This is a genomic window from Enterococcus bulliens (assembly GCF_053761865.1).
In genome coordinates, this window is record NZ_JBSMXK010000012.1 from 1 (window position 1) to 18417 (window position 18417).

Below are 18417 nucleotides of genomic sequence, written 5' to 3' on the forward strand. Positions count from 1 at the left end.
TCAGTGTAAAATGTACTTGGGTCATGTAACGTCCTCCTGGGTATGTTTTTGTGGTTAAAAACATTGTACCGTAAAAGGGCTGTTACATGGCCTTTTATCTTTTACACAATTATATGGACGTAATCAAAATTTAAGCGAGAACTACAATCAGGAGAATTAAAACAAACGTATCCTGAACTCTATCAATATTTTAGTAAATATCAAGTGGAAATTCCTATTGTTTTAGACTTTATGTATGATTATGTTTATATGGATGATAATGGCGAACTAAGATATTTAAATTATTACAGCATTAAAAATCTGGCAAAGCAATTAGCTAGAGTAACGAACCAAAAGAAAGTAAGCTTAGATAGGACAAGAAAAATTCTTTATCATATGATTGTTACTGAGATTGTTAAAAAGAAACCAGAAGCAGAAATTCCTAAGGATATATTTAATGGTTTGATACTGGAACAAAAGAAAGATTGCACTAAGCTAAGAACGAGTAACATCTACGAACCAACAAACTTGACGGATGAAAACACAGCAGTTAGTGAAGGAATCGCTAAGGTTTTAAGAGAAAATAAAGTAACAGTCGGTAGTTTAAGTTATGAATTGGTATATAGACTTTTTGGAGAAGAAAAGGCTTATCAGGATTTTCCACAATCTTATAAACCACTTGTTGAACAGAAAAAAATAAAGATGAGTAAAGCAGACAGTAATTTAAGCCAAGCAAGTGAGAAATTGGAAAAAGCTTCAGTTAGAATTATCATGAACGAGATAGAAGAAAAAGGATATGTATACGAAAAGGATGTTATTTCTAAGTTAGCTAAAGCAAGAAGATTAAAGGTTCGTGACACTGCAGAAAGATTTAAGAAACTAAGAGCGGATATATACAATAAATATGGTTTAAATACGTGTAGACTAACTAAAGAATTGTATAATCAGTTAGGGATTAAGGAGAAGTATTCATCTAAGAATGTTATATATAAAGTGAATTAGCATACTAGACAGCTAGTGTTTCTATCTGTCTTTTTCTATTAGAAATCATTGATAATAAAGGGTTATTTCTATATATTAAGAATATTATCTCTTTTTATATCAATTCAAAATTGCGTATTGAACAAGAAAAATACGTATAGTTTTCCCTAGAAAATACTGGCATAATTGATAGAAATCATTATACACATCTATATAGGATATTCCCTCTAGATGTGTATAATGAGGAGGCTTATAAAAGCCAATAAAATCAATAGAAAACTACTTGTTTTTTCTAAGACCAATACGCACTTTTTATATTCCCTCTAGATGTGTATAATGGGAAGGTCAAAAAAAGTCAATAAAATCTAGGGTAAACTATCTGTTTTCACACATATCTTTACGCAAAAACTTATTTACACTTGATAATTGTGTGATAAAAATAGCTATAAAACGTTGATATATCAGTGTTTATATTTTATGGTGACAGCAAGATGTCATCTTGCTTACTTAATTGATGTGCTTAGGTTCAGTAAAATAGCTAAAATTTACTCTTTATCAGTGATTATGTATTTTTATATATAACGAAATTCTATATTTATCTCTTTTTGATTTAACTAAATGACAGTACTTAGATAATCTATAAAAGCCTCTATCTAACAACAATATACATAATATTATATAAAATGAATTAATGAAGTTTTTAGATAATAAAATAACTCTAAATGTGTTTTAAACAGCATATATTATCTTTAGAGAGTGTTAGAAATTATTTTCGATAAATTATACATAAAAATTTAAAACGTCTTAGAACGTAAAATAAGCAGCATAGAATCAATTGTAGAAATCCATAAAATATTTTTGAACTTTTAAATAGTAAAATGACTTTGTGGATATTAATTTAAATCATAATCTGATGGAAAGATAAAAATTTTACTTGTACCAGTTTTATGATTTGAAAAACTATATGTAAATATTGATATACAGACGTTTAAGTATAGTTTATGAAAATCTTCGATACAAAAAACACCTTTCAGATAATTTTAAGCGTAGAATTACCCACAAATTTTTCTTCGTGTCGTCTGAGAGGTATTTTTTGAAAAATACATTGAAAAATCGTTGATATTACAGTAATCTTGTGTTTTTGTCAACAAGTATAAAACCCTTGATAAATAAGGGTTTTTTGAAGGTCATTTTTTAAGTGGTTTTTGATGATAATTTTAAGATAAAAAAGAATTATAATTTTGAATAGCCAATTTAGATTAATTTCTTTAATTCGGTTCCAACGATTTCGCTGCTGATGGAATATTCAGGTGTTTGGCTACGATAAGGAGTATTTGCTAAGAATTTCATAATAGTTGGTTGTAGATTTGTTTGGAAATCAATTTCTTCAGTAAAGAATTGACAGTGTTGAATCATACTATTGTTGATACTGATAATTGAACGATTATAATTTGAAGAAATTTCCAATCTACCAGCTTTTAGAAAATACTTTTTAATTTGAACAGGTGGTATATTACTATAACTAAATACTTCTTCAATCCCTGCTTTAATCATATGGTTCAAATCTTTTTTATTTTTAGCATTAATATCAGCTAATACAATAGGTGAAAATGATTTATCATTTACTAGCACCAAAATCTTTTTTCGATTAAAAGTAAAATAGTTTGCGTGCCAAGAATAAAAAGAACGTTCCAAATTAGGCGATTCATTTTTTGATTTTGGAAAAACTGAAAATAGAGGCAATGCTTTTTTAGTGGGTATGAGATTCATAATGTCCTCCAAGTGATTTTCTTTTATTATATCAGATGAATTTCTGTTAGGAATTAATTAATATACGTTTGTTTTAAAGCAATAAAATACCCTTTACTTTTTTATTAAATATAACAAATAATTAGATTTATATAAATAAGTAAAGTTAGATGTGAAGTGTTGATACGACAGTTAAAATTGCAATTTAAAAATGATGATGATAATATAAAAATATAACATGAATATTCATTATTCTTGTATAAAATTTTATATTAAAGGAGGTCATTTTTCATGACAGATGGAGCTTCACAAGGACTTTTTGTAATCGTAGCGGTGGTAATTTTTGGTATTTTCGTATTAATCGCATATATTTTATTCCGTGATACATTACAACCTAAATTAGCTGAAATATTCAGTAAAGCAACAACTGATGCAGGAGCAAGCTTGAATTATAAATCTACACCTGTACATTAAAAAATGTTCTACAAATTTGCAATTATAGAAATAGGATGTTATCTTATTTATAGAGATGCGAAACAAAAAAGTCATATTTAAATTAAGAGAACAGTCTAGTCCACTGTTCTCTTTCCTTTTGGGCAAGTAGATTACTCTGCTTGTCTTTTTGTATACTTATTGAAAAAGAAATATTAAAATTAAACCAACAGCTATAGATTTTAAAAATTGAATAAAAATATATTTAATAGCAAAATGATACATGAGATTTGAAAAATCTTAAAATACATTTTAGGTAATATAGAATTGAATCTAAAGCTAGGAAGTAAGTTTTTTTGTTATTTAAAACGTTGATTTATCAACGATTATTTAAGCAGATATAAATAGTTTATATAAAAAATACCTCCCAGATAACTTTAAGTGTAGAATTACCCATAAAAATTTCTTCGTTGTATCTGACAGGTGTTTTTTGAAAAATAGTGCTTTAAAACGTTGACATAACAACAATCTGTTGATTTTGTCAATAAGTAGAAAACCCTTGATTTTGTTGACTTTTTCAAGTGTCATTTTTTAAGTGGCTTTTGATAAAAATTTTGAGATAAAAATACTTATTAGTCCTGATGGAGATAAAATATTAAGAGCATTTGTCTTTCTAAATTGAAATGAGTAAAGAAATATTTGATTGAATAGAAAAATCGTATTTTTTTATTGACTATAGCAACGTTGAATGATGGTCTTCAGAACCATCAAAATGAATGGAGACTATTATTATGAATTGAATGCGTCACTGTTATTACAAGTAATCTAAGCTATAAACAAGCTATTTTCTCTTTACTAGCATTAGAGGCATTGTCTAATGATTGTGTGGGAAATCAGGTATATCGAGATACTGTGCAGAATATTATTCATCAAACAATAAGTAGTTCAGAAATGGAATGGACTATTATTGAAAGCTTTCCAGAAATTGAAACCTAGTCTGCTTTAGACTAGGTTTTTTTATATCCCTAATTAAGTTGAAAGCTGTTATAATTAAAATGAATATTTTACGAAGGAGAAAAATAATGACATTTGATGAACTTATTCAATTAGCAAGGGAACAATCAAATGAGATTCAAAGAGATAAGGGAACTCTTTTTGAAAAAATCGCACAAATTTATTTCAAAAATGAACCAACATACAAAAATTTATTTTCAGATGTTTGGTTATTAAATGAAGTTCCAGAAGAATATGCAATCCCCAAAAAAGATACGGGGGTTGATTTAGTAGCAAGAAATGAAGCCACAGGAGAATTGATTGCTATTCAAGCTAAATTTTATGACAATAAAATATATAAAAGACATATTGATTCATTTTTAGCTGAACTTGGAAAGTCTTATTATTCTGATGGAATTATTGTGTATTCATTAGATTCATTGAGTAGTAATGCAGATGAAGCGATTAATCAATTATCAAAACCAGTTGCACAAATTGGTTTGAGTGATTTAAGAAATAGTCAAGTTGCTTGGGAATCTTTTATTCCAAGTAGACCGAATGAAGTAAAAGTAAAGAATGTGAAGAAAACTAGACCTTACCAAAATGATGCCATTAATTTAACCATGGATTACTTTAAAGAAAATGACCGTGGTCAATTAATTATGTCACCGGGAACAGGGAAAACCTTTACTAGCTTGAAATTAGTTGAAAAGATGGCTAAACAAACGAATAAAGAAACCTTTAATGTTTTATATTTAGTGCCAAGTATCCAATTATTGAGTCAAACGTTGATTGGTTGGAATAATGACACGGAACTAAGTATGCATTCATTTGCTGTGACAAGTGATAGGAACGCTTCTAAAAAGAAGAATGCTGATGAATTATCTGCTAAAGATATTGGCTTTCCTGCGACAACAGATTCAGAAAAATTACTATCCAATTATAAAAAAATAGAGAATAATCAACGTGACTTAACGGTTGTGTATTCTACTTATCAATCTATTGAAGTTCTACATGAAGCACAAGAAAAAGGCTTTCCTGAATTTGATATTATTATTTGTGATGAAGCACATAGAACAACAGGGGCTAAGGCTTTAGGAGAAGAAGCAAGCGTATTTACAAGAGTTCATAATAATAACTATATCAAAGCAAGTAAACGCTTGTATCAAACAGCAACACCTAAAATTTACGGAACAGATGCAAAACAAAAAGCAGAAGATTCTAGCATTGTCTTGTCATCAATGGATAATAAAGACATTTATGGAGAAGAAATTTTCCGCTTAGGATTTGGACAAGCAGTTTCAAATGATATTTTGACTGATTATAAAGTAATGGTCTTAGCAGTCGATGAAAAGGTTATTCAAAAAGACATGCAGAAAGTCCTATCTGATAGTGAAAATGGCTTAGATGTTGATGATGTTTCCAAACTAATTGGTGTTTGGAACGGATTAATGAAAAGAAGTAGTGTTGATAAAGATGCTGTTTTTAAAGGAAAACCTATGCAAAGAGCTATTTCTTTCATTAACACTATAAATAATTCAAAGAAAATTTCTTCTCAGTTCAATGAAGTAGTCAATGAATACCTAGATGGAAATGAAAGTATTCAGCAATCAATTAATGTTCGCCATGTAGACGGTATGATGAATACCTTAGAAAAGAAAGAGGCGTTAGATTGGCTATCAGAAGATTTTGCAGAAGATGAAACACGAGTATTATCTAATGTGAAATTTTTGACAGAAGGAATTGACGTTCCTAATCTAGATGCAGTGATTTTTCTAGCACCTAAGAAATCACAAGTAGATATTGTCCAAGCAGTCGGTCGAATCATGCGGAAATTTAAAGACAAAGAATATGGTTACATTATACTACCTATTGTTATTCCTGAAGGGACAACCCCAGAATCAATTTTGGATAACAATAAAAAATATGAAGCGGTTTGGCAAATTTTAAATGCGTTGCGTTCAGTGGATGAACGTTTTTCAGCTATGATTAATAAACTGGAATTAAATAGAAAAAAACCTGAAAATATGGATGTTATCGGTATAGGTGAAGCTCCTTCAGATGAAGAAGTCGGAAATGCTTCAATTATAGGTGATAGAGATGAAAATGTTTACCAAACTTCTTTAGATTTAGATTGGGGAGAAATTGAGAACGCTATTTATGCAAAAGTTGTCAAAAAGGTAGGAGACAGAAGATACCTTGAAGATTGGTCAGAAGATGTTGCGAAAATAGCACAACGTCATATTGAACAAATAACCATTATGATTAGTGATGAAAATTCTCAAACTGCCATTGAATTTGATAAGTTTTTGAAGAGTTTACAACATAATATCAATGAAAGTATTGATGAAAAACAAGCAATTGAAATGTTAGCTCAACACCTAATTACTGCTCCTATTTTTGAAGCTCTTTTTGGAGAATATAGCTTTGTAAATAACAATCCTGTTTCAGAAGCAATGGATAAAATTGTAGAAGAGTTGTCAAAATTTGGTGGATTTAATAAAGAACAAGATGAATTAAAAGAGTTTTACGATTCTGTAAAATTACGTGCGGAAGGTATTGATAATGCGGAAGCTAAACAAAGAATCATTATTACTTTATATGATAAATTTTTCTCGAAAGGTTTTAAAGAAACTACGCAACGATTAGGTATAGTATTTACACCTGTAGAAGTTGTTGATTTCATTGTTAAATCAGTCGATGACGTATTGAAAAAACACTTTGGAAAAGCTATTGAAGATGAAGGAGTTCATATTTTAGACCCATTTACAGGAACAGGAACATTTATTGTTCGGACATTACACTACCTAAAAGATAAGTTAGCAAATGGAGAAATAACTCTAGCTGATATTACGAGAAAATATACGCAAGAATTACATGCAAATGAGATTGTGTTATTAAGTTACTATATTGCAGCAATTAATATTGAATCAACTTTTGCAGAGTTGAATCATGAAGAATACGAACCTTTTGAAGGAATAGTATTGACTGATACCTTTGAGTCAACGGAACAAGAGGATACGTTAGACGATGCTTTCTTTGGAACAAATGATGAACGATTAAAACGTCAACAAGAAGTGCCAATAACAGCGATAATTGGTAATCCTCCTTATTCTGCAGGGCAAAAATCAGATAATGATAATTCTGCTAATATAAGTTATCCGAAATTGGAACACGCTATTAGTAAAACTTATGCTAAATATACAGATTCAAAAATGAAAAAAACCTTATATGATTCGTATATTGAGGCTTTTAGATGGGCAAGTGACAGGATAGGTTCAAAAGGAGTAATCGGATTTGTATCTAATGGTTCATTTATTGACTCTCAAGCGACAGATGGAATGAGAAAGTGTTTGCATGATGAATTTAATCATCTTTATATTTTTAATTTAAGAGGTGATGCCAGAACTTCAGGAGAACAGAGACGAAAAGAAGCAGGAAATGTATTTGATTCAGGTAGTCGGACGCCAATTGCTATAAGTATTTTAGTAAAAGATGGCAGTGACAGCAACGAAATTCATTACCATGATATTGGTGATTATTTAAGTCGTGAAGAAAAACTACAAATATTGAGGAATAGACAATTCATAAGTAATATTAGTTGGAAGGAAATTCATCCAGACGAAAACAATGATTGGATTAATCAGCGGGATAATAAATATAAAAATTATATACCTCTATTTGGGGAAGATAATGCTATTTTTAATGAAAAATTAAATGGTATAAATACTAGTAGGGATTATTGGGTTTATGGTTTTAGTAAAGAGAAAATTCAAAGAAACATAGAAAAGATGACTTTTAATTATAATGAAGAGTTAAAGCGGTTGAATAAGAATAAGAGTGCAAAATTAAATGAAAATGGTGATTTTGTTAATTGGTCGCGTGCATTACGTCAACGCTTTGCTAAAGGAATTGAATTAAAGCCAGATTTTTCTAAGATGATTTTAAGTCAATATCGTCCATATACAAAAAAATGGATATTATATGATAAAAGTGTTGTTGAAATGCCGGGTAGATTTGATTCCTATATAGATAGTAAAAATCCAAAGTTTTTGATAACAACTGGATTAGGAACAAAGCGACAATTTTCAGGTTTGATTATTTCCCGTATTCCTAATTTTGATTCAATGGAAAAAGCACAGATTTATCCATTGGAAAAGAAATCAGAAGGATTATTAGATTTAAGTTTTATGAATTCTAAGTATGGATTGAGCGAAGATGATATGTTTTTTTATGTTTATGCTGTAATAAACCATAGAGATTTTGTTATAAAATATGACAACGATTTGAGAAAAGCTATTGCTCGTATTCCAGAAGTTAAAGACAAAGAAAAATATGTAGAAGTTGGTAAAGAATTAGCTGATTTACACTTAAATTATGAAGATGTTTCTGCATATGACGCTGTAAATATAGTCTTTAAATCAGATAATCCGAGTTTTAAAGTGAAGAAGATGAAACATCCTAAACGTGGTCAATTAGATACCATCATTTTTAATGAAGATATTGTCATAAAAGATATTCCTGAACGTGCATATGAATATGTTGTAAATGGAAAACCTGCTATTGAGTGGATTATTGACCAATATCAAGTGAAAAAAGATAAAAAATCTGGGATAGTGGATGACCCTAACGAGTTCTCAGATAACCCAAAATATATATTTAATCTATTGTTGTCTATTATTAATGTATCTATGCAAACAATGGATTTAGTAGAAAGTTTACCGCCATTGGAGATAATTGACTAAAGTTTAAATAGTTACAATAAGAAGTCTTTAATTAGGCTTTTTATTGTATTGAGAAATATATTTTGTAAGAGAAAACTATTATCATTGATGTTTGGAGTTGTAACATATGAATGTAGATTATATTCTAGATGAAAATGTTGATTTTTTAATGGGTTTTTCCAATAAAGTCATGGGGCAATTACCAGAAGAACGTTTATATGAAAGTGTAGAAGATAATCGCCTGAGATTTTGTTTCGCAGTATTCCAGAACCAGTTTAATTCTCTATTTTCTTTCTTAAATGAAAAAGCAAATTATAATAATCATTTTAATGCAGACCCTAGCAGAGAATTAATTATACTGGTTGATAAATATGAAGAATTTGAACATGCTTTATCTAGAACTGATTATGCTTTTAAAATGATTGATAATTATGTAGACACTATTCGATTCATTCAACCGCATCTCAGTAATTCTGGTGGGTCAACTATTCCAGAAGACTATCGGTTACTGAATATTGTTAAATATGAACCAATCATTTATTTTGAAAAGCAAATTGAAATTGTAAAAGAAAACACCAGTTTATATTCCTCTTTAAAATTGGTTAATTCTGGTTCTTATGCTATGGTTTATAAGTTTAAAGATACTTTTTATAATCAAACATTTGCTTTGAAAAGAGCAAGAAAAGAACTAACATCTACTGAGTTAATACGATTTAAAAAAGAGTTTGAAAATATGAAAAATATGGATTCTTTATATGTATTAAAAGTTTATAGCTATAATGATGATGCGAATGAATTTATTATGGAATACGTGAAACAAACGCTTAAAGATTTTATTGATTCAAATAATACCAAATTAGAATTATTTGAAAGAAAAAGGTTAGTTGCTCAACTTTTTAATGCGTTTAAATACATTCATTCTAAAGGGATTTTTCATAGAGACATTTCTTTATCCAATATATTAGTAAAGGAATATGATGACAAAACCATTATCTTAAAAGTCTGTGATTTTGGTTATCTCAAAGACTCTGATAGCACACTGACTCGCCAAAATACTGAATTTCAAGGAAGTTTAAATGACCCTCAGTTGAAAATTATGGGAGCGGATAAATACACTATTCAACATGAAATTTATGCGTTAACTCAGGTGATTTTTTATATAATGACTGGGAGAAAGAATCTGAATAATAATAATAAAAATAAAGAAGTAGAGAAGTTTATTGATTCTGGAATGAATGCGAATTTATCTAAAAGAGTAAAATCGTTAGAGGAATTGAAAAAAGTATTTTTTAAAACAGATTGGTAACAATAAGTTCGAGTTTTAAATAATTCTAAAAAAGTGGTTATTAACCACTTTTTCATCATGAATCAAGATAACTTCTTAATTCATTAGCTGCTTCAGTGCTATCTAAATATAGGTAACGAGAAGTTGTTTCTAAGTCAGCATGGCTCAGTGCTTTAGAAATAAGGGCTACTGATGCACCTTTCCGTAATAAATTTGTTGCAAAGCCACGTCTTAAAGCATGAGGATTTAGGTTAGGAATATCAAAATCTTTTGAATATGTTCCTAATCTTCTTCTAATAGCGTTTGATTTATCTGATTTTTGAACAGAAGTTCCTTCCATAGTGATAAATATGAGGTTGTTATCTACATTTTTACTATTCCTAATGATATTATTTTGATAAATAAGCAAAGATAACATTTCTAACATATCATCGGAAAGTGGAAGCATGGATAATTTTCTGTTTTTCATGATGCTTCCATCTAAAATTAAGCATTTTTGTTCGAAATTAATGTGTTTTGTTTCAAGTTGGCTTAAGGTATTGATTCTTATACCTGTTTGATAAATCAATAACACTGCACAAGCATCACGAAATTCAAAATAATTTGATAAATCAAGAATTTTAAGAAGTCTAGCCACGTCTTCTGGTGTAGTAGCTTCTTTAACTTTTTCATCTACCTTAATTTTGATAACACGCCAGAATTTATTTGGAATCCAACCATTTTCAAAGAAGCGATTAAGGATAGATGCTAATGCTTTGAACCGTATTCGTTTTGTGCTATTTTGGACATTTCCCATCGATTCAAGCCATTGATAGATTTTATCAACCGATATGTCGGAAATATAAACAATTTTACACTTATTGATAAAATCGTTGAACTGCTTATTATAATCGTTAATTGTTCGTGGACGATTTCCATTCAGTTCCATCTGTTTTAAGACTCTTTTTAAAGCCATACGAATTTCTATTTTACTATTTTCTTTAGGTGTCTGAAAATGAATGAAATTATCAAAATTAGATGGTTCTAGTGGTGCAGACTTAGTTACTTTAAATATGCTTTCTCCTCGATTTTTTTTAGCCATTTTTTTCAATCCTTTCTAAAAAATTGTTATTTTATTGAAAAAACGTGCTAGTTCGAGGTGAGTTCGACTACCTAACATAAAAAATAAACGGGAAAATTCGTTGAAATCAGCGAACCAATAGTATCCCTGAGAAGCTTGAAAACGTTGATATATCAAGCTTTCTCTGCGTGACGTCGGGGGTTCGAATCCCTCCTGTGACGCTCGTAGACCTCTAGAGATTTCTAGAGGTCTTTTTTTGTTATCTTTTAGAAGACCTGTTTAAATCATCCGTAAGGTCGGTCAAGATTTATTTATTTTTCTTTGTTATAAATAAACAAAATATTCAGAAAATTTAGAAAAAGTGGTTGACTTCTTTTTTATTTATCGGTATGCTCAGTAACAAGAAATCAGTTAAAGGAGCTTGCCTTATGATTAAAACGAACAATGTACTTTCACTAAACTTATTATTATGACCCAGGATTCTTCGACGTAGTATTTGAAGAGTCCTATTCACATTGCATGAAGGAAAACCTTTGTGGAATGTTTTTTTTATACCTAAATTCAATTTAAAGGAGCGAAAACAGATGAGAAATATTCAATTTTTTGATACCACATTACGTGATGGCGAACAAACACCAGGTGTTCATTTTAATAAAAAAGAAAAGGTCCAACTCGCTTTACAATTAGAAAAATGGGGGATCGATACGATTGAAGCAGGGTTTCCGATTGCGTCACAGGGTGATTTTGAAGCTGTCAAAGCAATTGCTGAAGCTGTGAAAACGGCGACTGTTGCAGCTTTAGCTCGCTGTCAAAAAAAGGATATCGATCGTGCTTATGAAGCATTGGCGCAAGCAAGATCACCGCAACTCCATGTGTTTTTAGCGACTAGTCCGATCCATCGTAAGGACAAATTGAACATGACGAGAGAAGAAGTTATACAATCGATTCATGAACATGTAACCTATGCACGTTCTTTATTTGAGATCGTCCAATTCTCACCAGAAGATGCGTCTCGTACTGAAAAAGACTTTTTATTACAAGCTGTGCAAACCGCAATCGATGCGGGGGCGACGATCATCAATATTCCCGATACAGTTGGCTTTGCCACACCGACAGAATATGGCGAACTTTTTCGCTATTTGATCGACCATATTCGTAGTCAGACCCCAATCACGTTTTCTTCCCATTGCCATGATGATTTAGGGATGGCAACAGCGAATGCACTCGCAGCAATCGAAAACGGTGCAGACCGAGTCGAAGGAACGGTCAATGGTATCGGTGAACGTGCAGGCAATACCGCATTAGAAGAAATCGCGGTCGCACTGTACATCAGACGTGATTTTTATCGATGCCAATCGAAAATCAAGTTACAAGAAACGAAAAATACTAGTGATTTGGTCTCTCGTTTATCTGGTCTTCATGTTCCGAAAAATAAAGCGGTAATTGGCGGGAACGCCTATGCACATGAATCAGGTATCCATCAAGATGGTGTTTTGAAGAATCCAGAAACATACGAAATTATCACACCACAATTGGTGGGGGTCAAAACCAACTCACTGCCTTTAGGAAAATTATCTGGTAAACATGCATTTCATGAAAAAATGAAGCAATTAGGTTATGACTATTCAGCAGAAGAAATCAGTGACTTGTTTAAAAAATTTAAAACGTTAGCGGACAAAAAAAATCAATTAAGCGATAGCGATCTTCACGCACTCGTCAGTGATCAATTAAATCAAGAAGACGAAATCTTCTTGACGCGATTACAAGTTCAATATGTATCCAATGGTTATCAATGTGCGGTTATCGAAGTGCAGATCAATAACGAATTAAAAGTAGCTTCTGCGGTAGGAGATGGGAGTATTCAAGCGATCTATCATGCGATCGATCAACTATTCGATCACGAACCATTACTCTTAGACTATACGATAACATCTTTGACACAAGGTGAGGATGCACAAGCGCAAGTTCACGTTAGCATCAGCGATCAAGAGCAGCAACTATTCAGTGGCAATGGGATCGACTTTGACGTGCTAGAAGCATCTGCCAAAGCCTATGTACAGGCAAGTGGGAAAATGTATCAACGAGTAGGAGGAAGAAAATGAAGACGATCGTAACATTAGCTGGTGATGGCATTGGCCCAGAAATTATGGAAAGTGCGCTAGTCGTACTGGATTATGTAATTGAAAAGCATCATTTACCACTGCAACATCAAGCGCATTTATTTGGAGGGAGCGCGATTGACCAAGTGCACGTCCCTTTGCCAAATACCACACTAGAAGCTTGCCAAAAAGCAGATGCGATTTTACTTGCTGCAATTGGTGGACCGAAATGGACAACGGCTGAAACGACACCAGAACAAGGGCTATTAGAACTGCGAAAAACGTTGGCGTTATATGCGAATATTCGGCCGGTCAAAGTTAGTGATAGTTTAGTTGACTTTTCACCGCTAAAAAAAGAAATCGTCAATGGAACAGATCTTATTGTTGTACGTGAATTGACCAGTGGGATTTATTTTGGAACTCCACGTGAAAAAACAGATCACGAGGCTATCGATACGAATTATTATCATGTAGATGAAATCACACGTGTTGTGCGTTATGCATTTGAATTAGCCAAGACTAGGCGGCAAAAAGTATGCGCAGTCGATAAAGCCAATGTCTTAGCGACAAGTCGTCTATGGCGTGAAACAGTAGCTAAAATCGCGTTGGATTATCCAGAGTGTGAAGTATCTTATCAATATGTCGATTCGGTGGCAATGGATTTGATCAAACATCCAACTCGCTTTGACGTGATCGTGACCGAGAATCTATTTGGAGACATTTTAAGCGATGAGACTTCTGTTTTACCTGGATCACTTGGCGTATTGCCTAGTGCTAGTCATGGTATAGGTGTTTCGTTATATGAACCGATTCACGGTTCAGCTCCTGACATTGCAGGCAAACATCAAGCAAATCCAATCTCGATGATCTTGTCAGTTGCAATGATGTTACGAGAAACTTTTGGCTATGAAGAAATTGCCAACGATTTAGAACAAGCTTGTGCGCAGGCATTATCGACGACACGAACACCAGATTTAAATGGACAAGCGACAACAACTGACGTCACATGTGCTGTTTTGGCAGCGTATAAAGGAGGAGTAGTATGAATACAACACTATTTGATAAAGTTTGGCAACAACATGTCATCACAGGTGCAGAAAATGAAGCACAATTGCTCTATATTGACCTACAATTGATCCATGAAGTGACGTCACCACAAGCATTTGAAGGCCTACGTCAAGCGGGGCGTAAAGTAAGACGACCAGACAAGACATTTGGTACGATGGATCATAATGTCCCAACGAAAGATATCCATACGATTACCGACTTAGTATCTAAAAAACAAATGGATACATTACGTCAAAATTGTGCGGAATTTGAAATCGAATTGTGTGATAACGGATCAAAAAATCAAGGGATCGTACATATGGTTGGACCAGAACTAGGGCTGACTCAACCGGGGAAAACGATTGTTTGTGGAGATTCCCATACGGCGACTCATGGTGCTTTTGGAGCAATCGCATTTGGGATTGGAACTAGTGAAATCGAGCATGTGTTGGCTACACAAACACTATGGCAAAAAAAACCAAAAACGATGGGCATTGAGATCACCGGTACCTTACAGCCAGGCGTCTATGCAAAAGACATTATTCTCGCGTTAATTGCAACATTGGGTGTCGATTTTGGTGTGGGATATGCAGTAGAGTTTTACGGCGAAACCATCCGTAGCCTTTCAATGGAAGAGCGGATGACGATTTGCAACATGTCGATCGAAGGCGGAGCGAAGATGGGGATGATTGCTCCGGATGAAAAGACAATCGATTACCTTAAAGGACGTCCTTATGCACCAGAAGATATCGAGATGTACAATAAGACGTGGCTTGATTTAAAAACAGATGCACCAAGTTGTTATGATGCCTACCGTCATTTAGATATTTCGGCATTATCTCCTTACATTACGTGGGGTACCAATCCGGAAATGGGTGTTTCGATCGAAGATGCATTTCCAAAGATAACGGACCATAATGATCAAATGGCATATGACTATATGGCGCTATCACCTGGTCAGTTTGCAAAAGATATCCCAATCGAATATGTTTTTATTGGTTCTTGTACCAATGGTCGCTTGTCCGATTTAAAGGAAGCCGCAGCCATCGTCAAAGGCAAAACAATCGATCCTAAGGTAACAGGGATTGTCGTTCCCGGGTCGCGACCAGTTCGTAAGGCCGCAGAAGCGATTGGATTGGATCAAATTTTTATAGCAGCAGGCTTTGAATGGCGTGAACCTGGATGCTCGATGTGTCTAGGCATGAACCCAGATCAAGTCCCGGAATTTGTTCACTGTGCATCGACGTCAAACCGTAACTTCGTTGGACGACAAGGAAAAAATGCCAGAACGCATTTATGTAGTCCGGCAATGGCCGCTGCCGCTGCACTGCATGGACATTTCGTCGATGTGAGACCACTTGTAAAGGAGCGTGCATAACATGAAGGCTATTCAAACGGTAACAAGTCAAGCGATTCCATTGATGAACGACAATATCGATACGGATCAGTTGGTTCCAAAAACCTATCTAAAACGAATTGAAAAAACTGGATTTGGTGAGTTTTTATTTGATGATTGGCGTTATTTACGTGACCGGACACCAAATCCAGACTTTATTTTAAACGATAATACCTATCAAGATACCAAAATTTTAGTCACAGGTGACAATTTTGGTTCTGGATCATCGCGAGAACATGCAGCGTGGGCCTTGTTGGACTATGGTTTTCAAGTGATTATTGCCGGTAGTTTTAGTGACATCTTCTATATGAATGCGACTAAAAATGGGCTATTGCCAATCGTATTGGATGAAACAAATCGTCAAGAACTTGTCAAAGATCCGACAGCAGTGGTAACAGTCGATTTGATCAAGCAAGAAGTCCAGTGTGGAGCACAACGATTTTCTTTTGATATCGATGCGACTTGGAAACATAAACTACTCAACGGTTTAGATGAGATTGCGATCACATTACAATATGAAGAAAAAATCCACGCTTACGAAAAAAAGATGTAAGAGAACAACTTTTTCTTGACTCGGCCTGTGAAATTTGATAGATTAGTATTGTTGTAATTGTGGACTCCACAGCTACAACCGCACAGAACAAGTTTTAAGCATCGTTAGATCACTTGGGATGGCGAGTCTAAGTCTAAAAGAAGGAGGTGCTGTATAGCATGTACGCAATTATCAAAACTGGTGGTAAACAAATCAAAGTTGAAGTTGGTCAAGCAATCTACGTTGAAAAATTAGACGTTGAAGCTGGACAACAAGTAACATTTGACGAGGTGATTTTAGTTGGTGGTGAATCAACTAAAGTAGGTGCTCCAACTGTTGCAGGCGCAACTGTTGTAGGAACTGTTGAAAAACACGGCAAACAAAAGAAAGTCGTGACTTTCAAATACAAACCTAAAAAACATTCTCACACTAAACAAGGTCATCGTCAACCATATACAAAAGTGGTTATCGAAGCGATCAACGCATAATTAATCAAAAAGTAGGGTAAATAGTTATGATCAATGGAACTTTCAATCGCGATGCTTCTGGTCGCATTGTAGCATTTGAATTATCAGGTCACGCAAATGCGGGAGAATACGGAATGGACATCGTCTGTGCCGCGGTTTCAGCATTATCCATCAGTACAGTCAATGGGATTGAAGCCTTAGCGGGTTTTGAGCCGAATGTTGTAGTGGATAATGAAGCAGGTGGCTACTTGTCGATGGAATTGCCGTTTTCTAAAAATCAGGAGCAAACCAACATTGCGCAAATTTTATTAGAAAATTTGTTGCTTGGTTTACAAGCAGTTCAAAATGAGAATAGCGATTCTATCCAAATTAAAACACAAATTATTAAATAGGAGGTGCATTCCATGTTATTGAATATGAATTTGCAATTATTCGCCCACAAAAAAGGTGGAGGTTCTACTTCCAACGGACGTGACTCTCAATCAAAACGTTTAGGTGCTAAACGTGCTGATGGTCAAACAGTTAGTGGTGGATCAATCTTGTACCGCCAACGCGGAACAAAAATCTATCCAGGCGTTAACGTAGGTATCGGTGGCGATGATACGTTATTTGCTAAAGTTGACGGTGTGGTACGTTTCGAACGTAAAGGCCGCGACAAAAAACAAGTTTCTGTCTACCCAGTAGCGCAAGAAGCATAATAAAAAAGCTCGACTCTATAGAGTCGAGCTTTTTTATTTGAAGAAGTTTCTTTTGTTTTTTAGTCATTTCCTTTAAAATAAAAGAAAAAGGAGTTGGTGGTCATGGAAGAAAATATTTTATTTAACCGTGGTGACGAAGAAAATGCCAATGTCGATCCGAAAGAATTAGTCCGTGAAGGGCAATATACAGAAGATATCCGCCTGCCACAACGACTAAAAATTACACATCCGAATGAAAAAGATGAAGTCATTATTTTTGAAGTCGATTCAGATGTCTAATCAACCAAACGAGATGGTCAAACATCAAGTTCGTAAACGATGGATTTTATTAGGAGTCGTGTTGATTTTAGGATTAAGCAGTATACTCGTTTATCTTTACCAACCCGATCTACATGCATTGTTTGATCCGAAAGTAAGCAAAGCTGAGCTACTAAATTTAGTCCGTTCGCACGGGATCGATGCAGCGGTCGTGTTGGTTAGTTTAACGATCATTTGTTGTATGGTACCTGGTGTTCCTACATCGATGCTAGGCATATTGATCGGCTTATGTTATGGTCCGTTTTTTGGAGGCGTGCTGAATATTGTTGGCAATGCTTCAGGAAATTTTTTGGCGATCACTTTATTAAATAAAATTCCTTTGATCCATAAAAATCAAACACAAAATCATTGGATTAAACATTTAAGCTCGTTGAAACATCCAAAAACAGGGCTGACGATCAGTTATATGATTCCTTTTATTCCTTCGATTTTAGTTAGCTATACGATCCAACAGCTGCGGATGACGAAAAAAGAACAAGGGAGTATTGTTTTTTTTGGTGCATTGCCCGCATCGATTTTATATGCTTGTGGTGGGGATGCGTTATTTAAAGGGAATATAAAATTAGGGATCATTTTTTTGGTAATTTTTATTTTATTTTCAGGATTAATCCTGTTCCTTAAAAAAGACCATAAAAAACGAGTAAAATAACTCGTTTT

At 33.4% G+C, this 18417-nt stretch carries 15 protein-coding genes and 1 other annotated feature; of the genes, 13 read left to right on the top strand and 2 right to left on the bottom strand.

All coding sequences use genetic code 11. The annotated features are described in order from the left end of the window. The first annotated feature begins 231 nt into the window (after positions 1-231). Complete coding sequence (locus tag ACWOEC_RS07285) at positions 232-981, top strand: hypothetical protein (RefSeq protein WP_455307046.1); 750 nt, start codon at positions 232-234, stop codon at positions 979-981. A 1233-nt stretch (positions 982-2214) separates the two neighbouring features. Here the strand turns inward: ACWOEC_RS07285 and ACWOEC_RS07290 are convergent. After that, positions 2215-2730, bottom strand: a complete 516-nt coding sequence (locus ACWOEC_RS07290; protein WP_455307048.1) for a DUF6933 domain-containing protein — start codon at positions 2728-2730, stop codon at positions 2215-2217. Positions 2731-3000: 270 nt separating this feature from the next. Here ACWOEC_RS07290 and ACWOEC_RS07295 point away from each other — a divergent pair, with 270 nt between their 5' ends. The 3 genes from ACWOEC_RS07295 to ACWOEC_RS07305 all read left to right on the top strand — a co-directional run bounded on the left by ACWOEC_RS07295 (position 3001) and on the right by ACWOEC_RS07305 (position 10164). Continuing rightward, on the top strand, positions 3001-3183 hold the full coding sequence (locus tag ACWOEC_RS07295) for a hypothetical protein (protein WP_455307050.1): 183 nt from the start codon (positions 3001-3003) through the stop codon (positions 3181-3183). Positions 3184-4223: 1040 nt separating this feature from the next. Further along, on the top strand, positions 4224-8879 hold the full coding sequence (locus tag ACWOEC_RS07300; RefSeq protein ID WP_455307052.1) for a DEAD/DEAH box helicase: 4656 nt from the start codon (positions 4224-4226) through the stop codon (positions 8877-8879). A gap of 106 nt (positions 8880-8985) precedes the next feature. Further along, complete coding sequence (locus tag ACWOEC_RS07305; protein ID WP_455307054.1) at positions 8986-10164, top strand: protein kinase family protein; 1179 nt, start codon at positions 8986-8988, stop codon at positions 10162-10164. A 55-nt stretch (positions 10165-10219) separates the two neighbouring features. Here ACWOEC_RS07305 and ACWOEC_RS07310 read toward each other — a convergent pair whose 3' ends face one another. Next, positions 10220-11224: a tyrosine-type recombinase/integrase gene (locus ACWOEC_RS07310; protein ID WP_455307056.1), complete on the bottom strand. Its 1005-nt coding sequence runs from the start codon at positions 11222-11224 to the stop codon at positions 10220-10222. 563 nt (positions 11225-11787) lie between these two features. On the opposite strand from ACWOEC_RS07310, the gene ACWOEC_RS07315 reads away from it, so the two are divergent. From ACWOEC_RS07315 to ACWOEC_RS07355, 9 genes are all read left to right on the top strand, one after another. Beyond that, complete coding sequence (locus ACWOEC_RS07315) at positions 11788-13305, top strand: 2-isopropylmalate synthase (RefSeq protein ID WP_455307058.1); 1518 nt, start codon at positions 11788-11790, stop codon at positions 13303-13305. Then, positions 13302-14348, top strand: coding sequence for a 3-isopropylmalate dehydrogenase (leuB, locus tag ACWOEC_RS07320; protein WP_455307059.1), 1047 nt, complete (start codon positions 13302-13304; stop codon positions 14346-14348). The genes ACWOEC_RS07315 and leuB overlap by 4 nt, the downstream gene beginning before the upstream one ends. After that, on the top strand, positions 14345-15727 hold the full coding sequence (gene leuC, locus ACWOEC_RS07325) for a 3-isopropylmalate dehydratase large subunit (protein ID WP_455307061.1): 1383 nt from the start codon (positions 14345-14347) through the stop codon (positions 15725-15727). Before leuB ends, leuC begins: the two co-directional genes overlap by 4 nt. A 1-nt stretch (position 15728) precedes the next feature. Continuing rightward, on the top strand, positions 15729-16298 hold the full coding sequence (gene leuD, locus ACWOEC_RS07330; protein WP_455307063.1) for a 3-isopropylmalate dehydratase small subunit: 570 nt from the start codon (positions 15729-15731) through the stop codon (positions 16296-16298). A 66-nt stretch (positions 16299-16364) separates the two neighbouring features. Continuing rightward, positions 16365-16437 (top strand) — a sequence feature (ribosomal protein L21 leader region). Between the two features lie 19 nt (positions 16438-16456). Continuing rightward, the gene (gene rplU / locus ACWOEC_RS07335; protein ID WP_297079579.1) at positions 16457-16765 is read left to right on the top strand and encodes a 50S ribosomal protein L21; all 309 of its coding nucleotides are present in this window, start codon (positions 16457-16459) and stop codon (positions 16763-16765) included. A gap of 26 nt (positions 16766-16791) precedes the next feature. After that, complete coding sequence (locus tag ACWOEC_RS07340) at positions 16792-17136, top strand: ribosomal-processing cysteine protease Prp (RefSeq protein ID WP_297079581.1); 345 nt, start codon at positions 16792-16794, stop codon at positions 17134-17136. 12 nt (positions 17137-17148) lie between these two features. Continuing rightward, positions 17149-17442: a 50S ribosomal protein L27 gene (rpmA, locus tag ACWOEC_RS07345; RefSeq protein WP_016184617.1), complete on the top strand. Its 294-nt coding sequence runs from the start codon at positions 17149-17151 to the stop codon at positions 17440-17442. Between the two features lie 102 nt (positions 17443-17544). Continuing rightward, positions 17545-17721: a hypothetical protein gene (locus tag ACWOEC_RS07350; RefSeq protein WP_455307066.1), complete on the top strand. Its 177-nt coding sequence runs from the start codon at positions 17545-17547 to the stop codon at positions 17719-17721. Then, complete coding sequence (locus tag ACWOEC_RS07355) at positions 17684-18409, top strand: TVP38/TMEM64 family protein (RefSeq protein ID WP_455307068.1); 726 nt, start codon at positions 17684-17686, stop codon at positions 18407-18409. Before ACWOEC_RS07350 ends, ACWOEC_RS07355 begins: the two co-directional genes overlap by 38 nt. Positions 18410-18417 lie beyond the last annotated feature (8 nt).

Excerpts from the sequence above, each read along its gene's own strand:
- leuC (WP_455307061.1), top strand. The coding sequence starts at position 14,345 with ATGAATACAACACTATTTGATAAAGTTTGGCAACAACATGTCATCACA.
- ACWOEC_RS07290 (WP_455307048.1), bottom strand. The coding sequence starts at position 2,730 with ATGAATCTCATACCCACTAAAAAAGCATTGCCTCTATTTTCAGTTTTT.
- ACWOEC_RS07355 (WP_455307068.1), top strand. The coding sequence starts at position 17,684 with ATGAAGTCATTATTTTTGAAGTCGATTCAGATGTCTAATCAACCAAAC.
- ACWOEC_RS07285 (WP_455307046.1), top strand. The coding sequence starts at position 232 with ATGTATGATTATGTTTATATGGATGATAATGGCGAACTAAGATATTTA.
- rplU (WP_297079579.1), top strand. The coding sequence starts at position 16,457 with ATGTACGCAATTATCAAAACTGGTGGTAAACAAATCAAAGTTGAAGTT.
- leuD (WP_455307063.1), top strand. The coding sequence starts at position 15,729 with ATGAAGGCTATTCAAACGGTAACAAGTCAAGCGATTCCATTGATGAAC.
- ACWOEC_RS07305 (WP_455307054.1), top strand. The coding sequence starts at position 8,986 with ATGAATGTAGATTATATTCTAGATGAAAATGTTGATTTTTTAATGGGT.
- rpmA (WP_016184617.1), top strand. The coding sequence starts at position 17,149 with ATGTTATTGAATATGAATTTGCAATTATTCGCCCACAAAAAAGGTGGA.
- ACWOEC_RS07315 (WP_455307058.1), top strand. The coding sequence starts at position 11,788 with ATGAGAAATATTCAATTTTTTGATACCACATTACGTGATGGCGAACAA.
- ACWOEC_RS07300 (WP_455307052.1), top strand. The coding sequence starts at position 4,224 with ATGACATTTGATGAACTTATTCAATTAGCAAGGGAACAATCAAATGAG.
- ACWOEC_RS07295 (WP_455307050.1), top strand. The coding sequence starts at position 3,001 with ATGACAGATGGAGCTTCACAAGGACTTTTTGTAATCGTAGCGGTGGTA.
- ACWOEC_RS07340 (WP_297079581.1), top strand. The coding sequence starts at position 16,792 with ATGATCAATGGAACTTTCAATCGCGATGCTTCTGGTCGCATTGTAGCA.
- ACWOEC_RS07350 (WP_455307066.1), top strand. The coding sequence starts at position 17,545 with ATGGAAGAAAATATTTTATTTAACCGTGGTGACGAAGAAAATGCCAAT.
- leuB (WP_455307059.1), top strand. The coding sequence starts at position 13,302 with ATGAAGACGATCGTAACATTAGCTGGTGATGGCATTGGCCCAGAAATT.
- ACWOEC_RS07310 (WP_455307056.1), bottom strand. The coding sequence starts at position 11,224 with ATGGCTAAAAAAAATCGAGGAGAAAGCATATTTAAAGTAACTAAGTCT.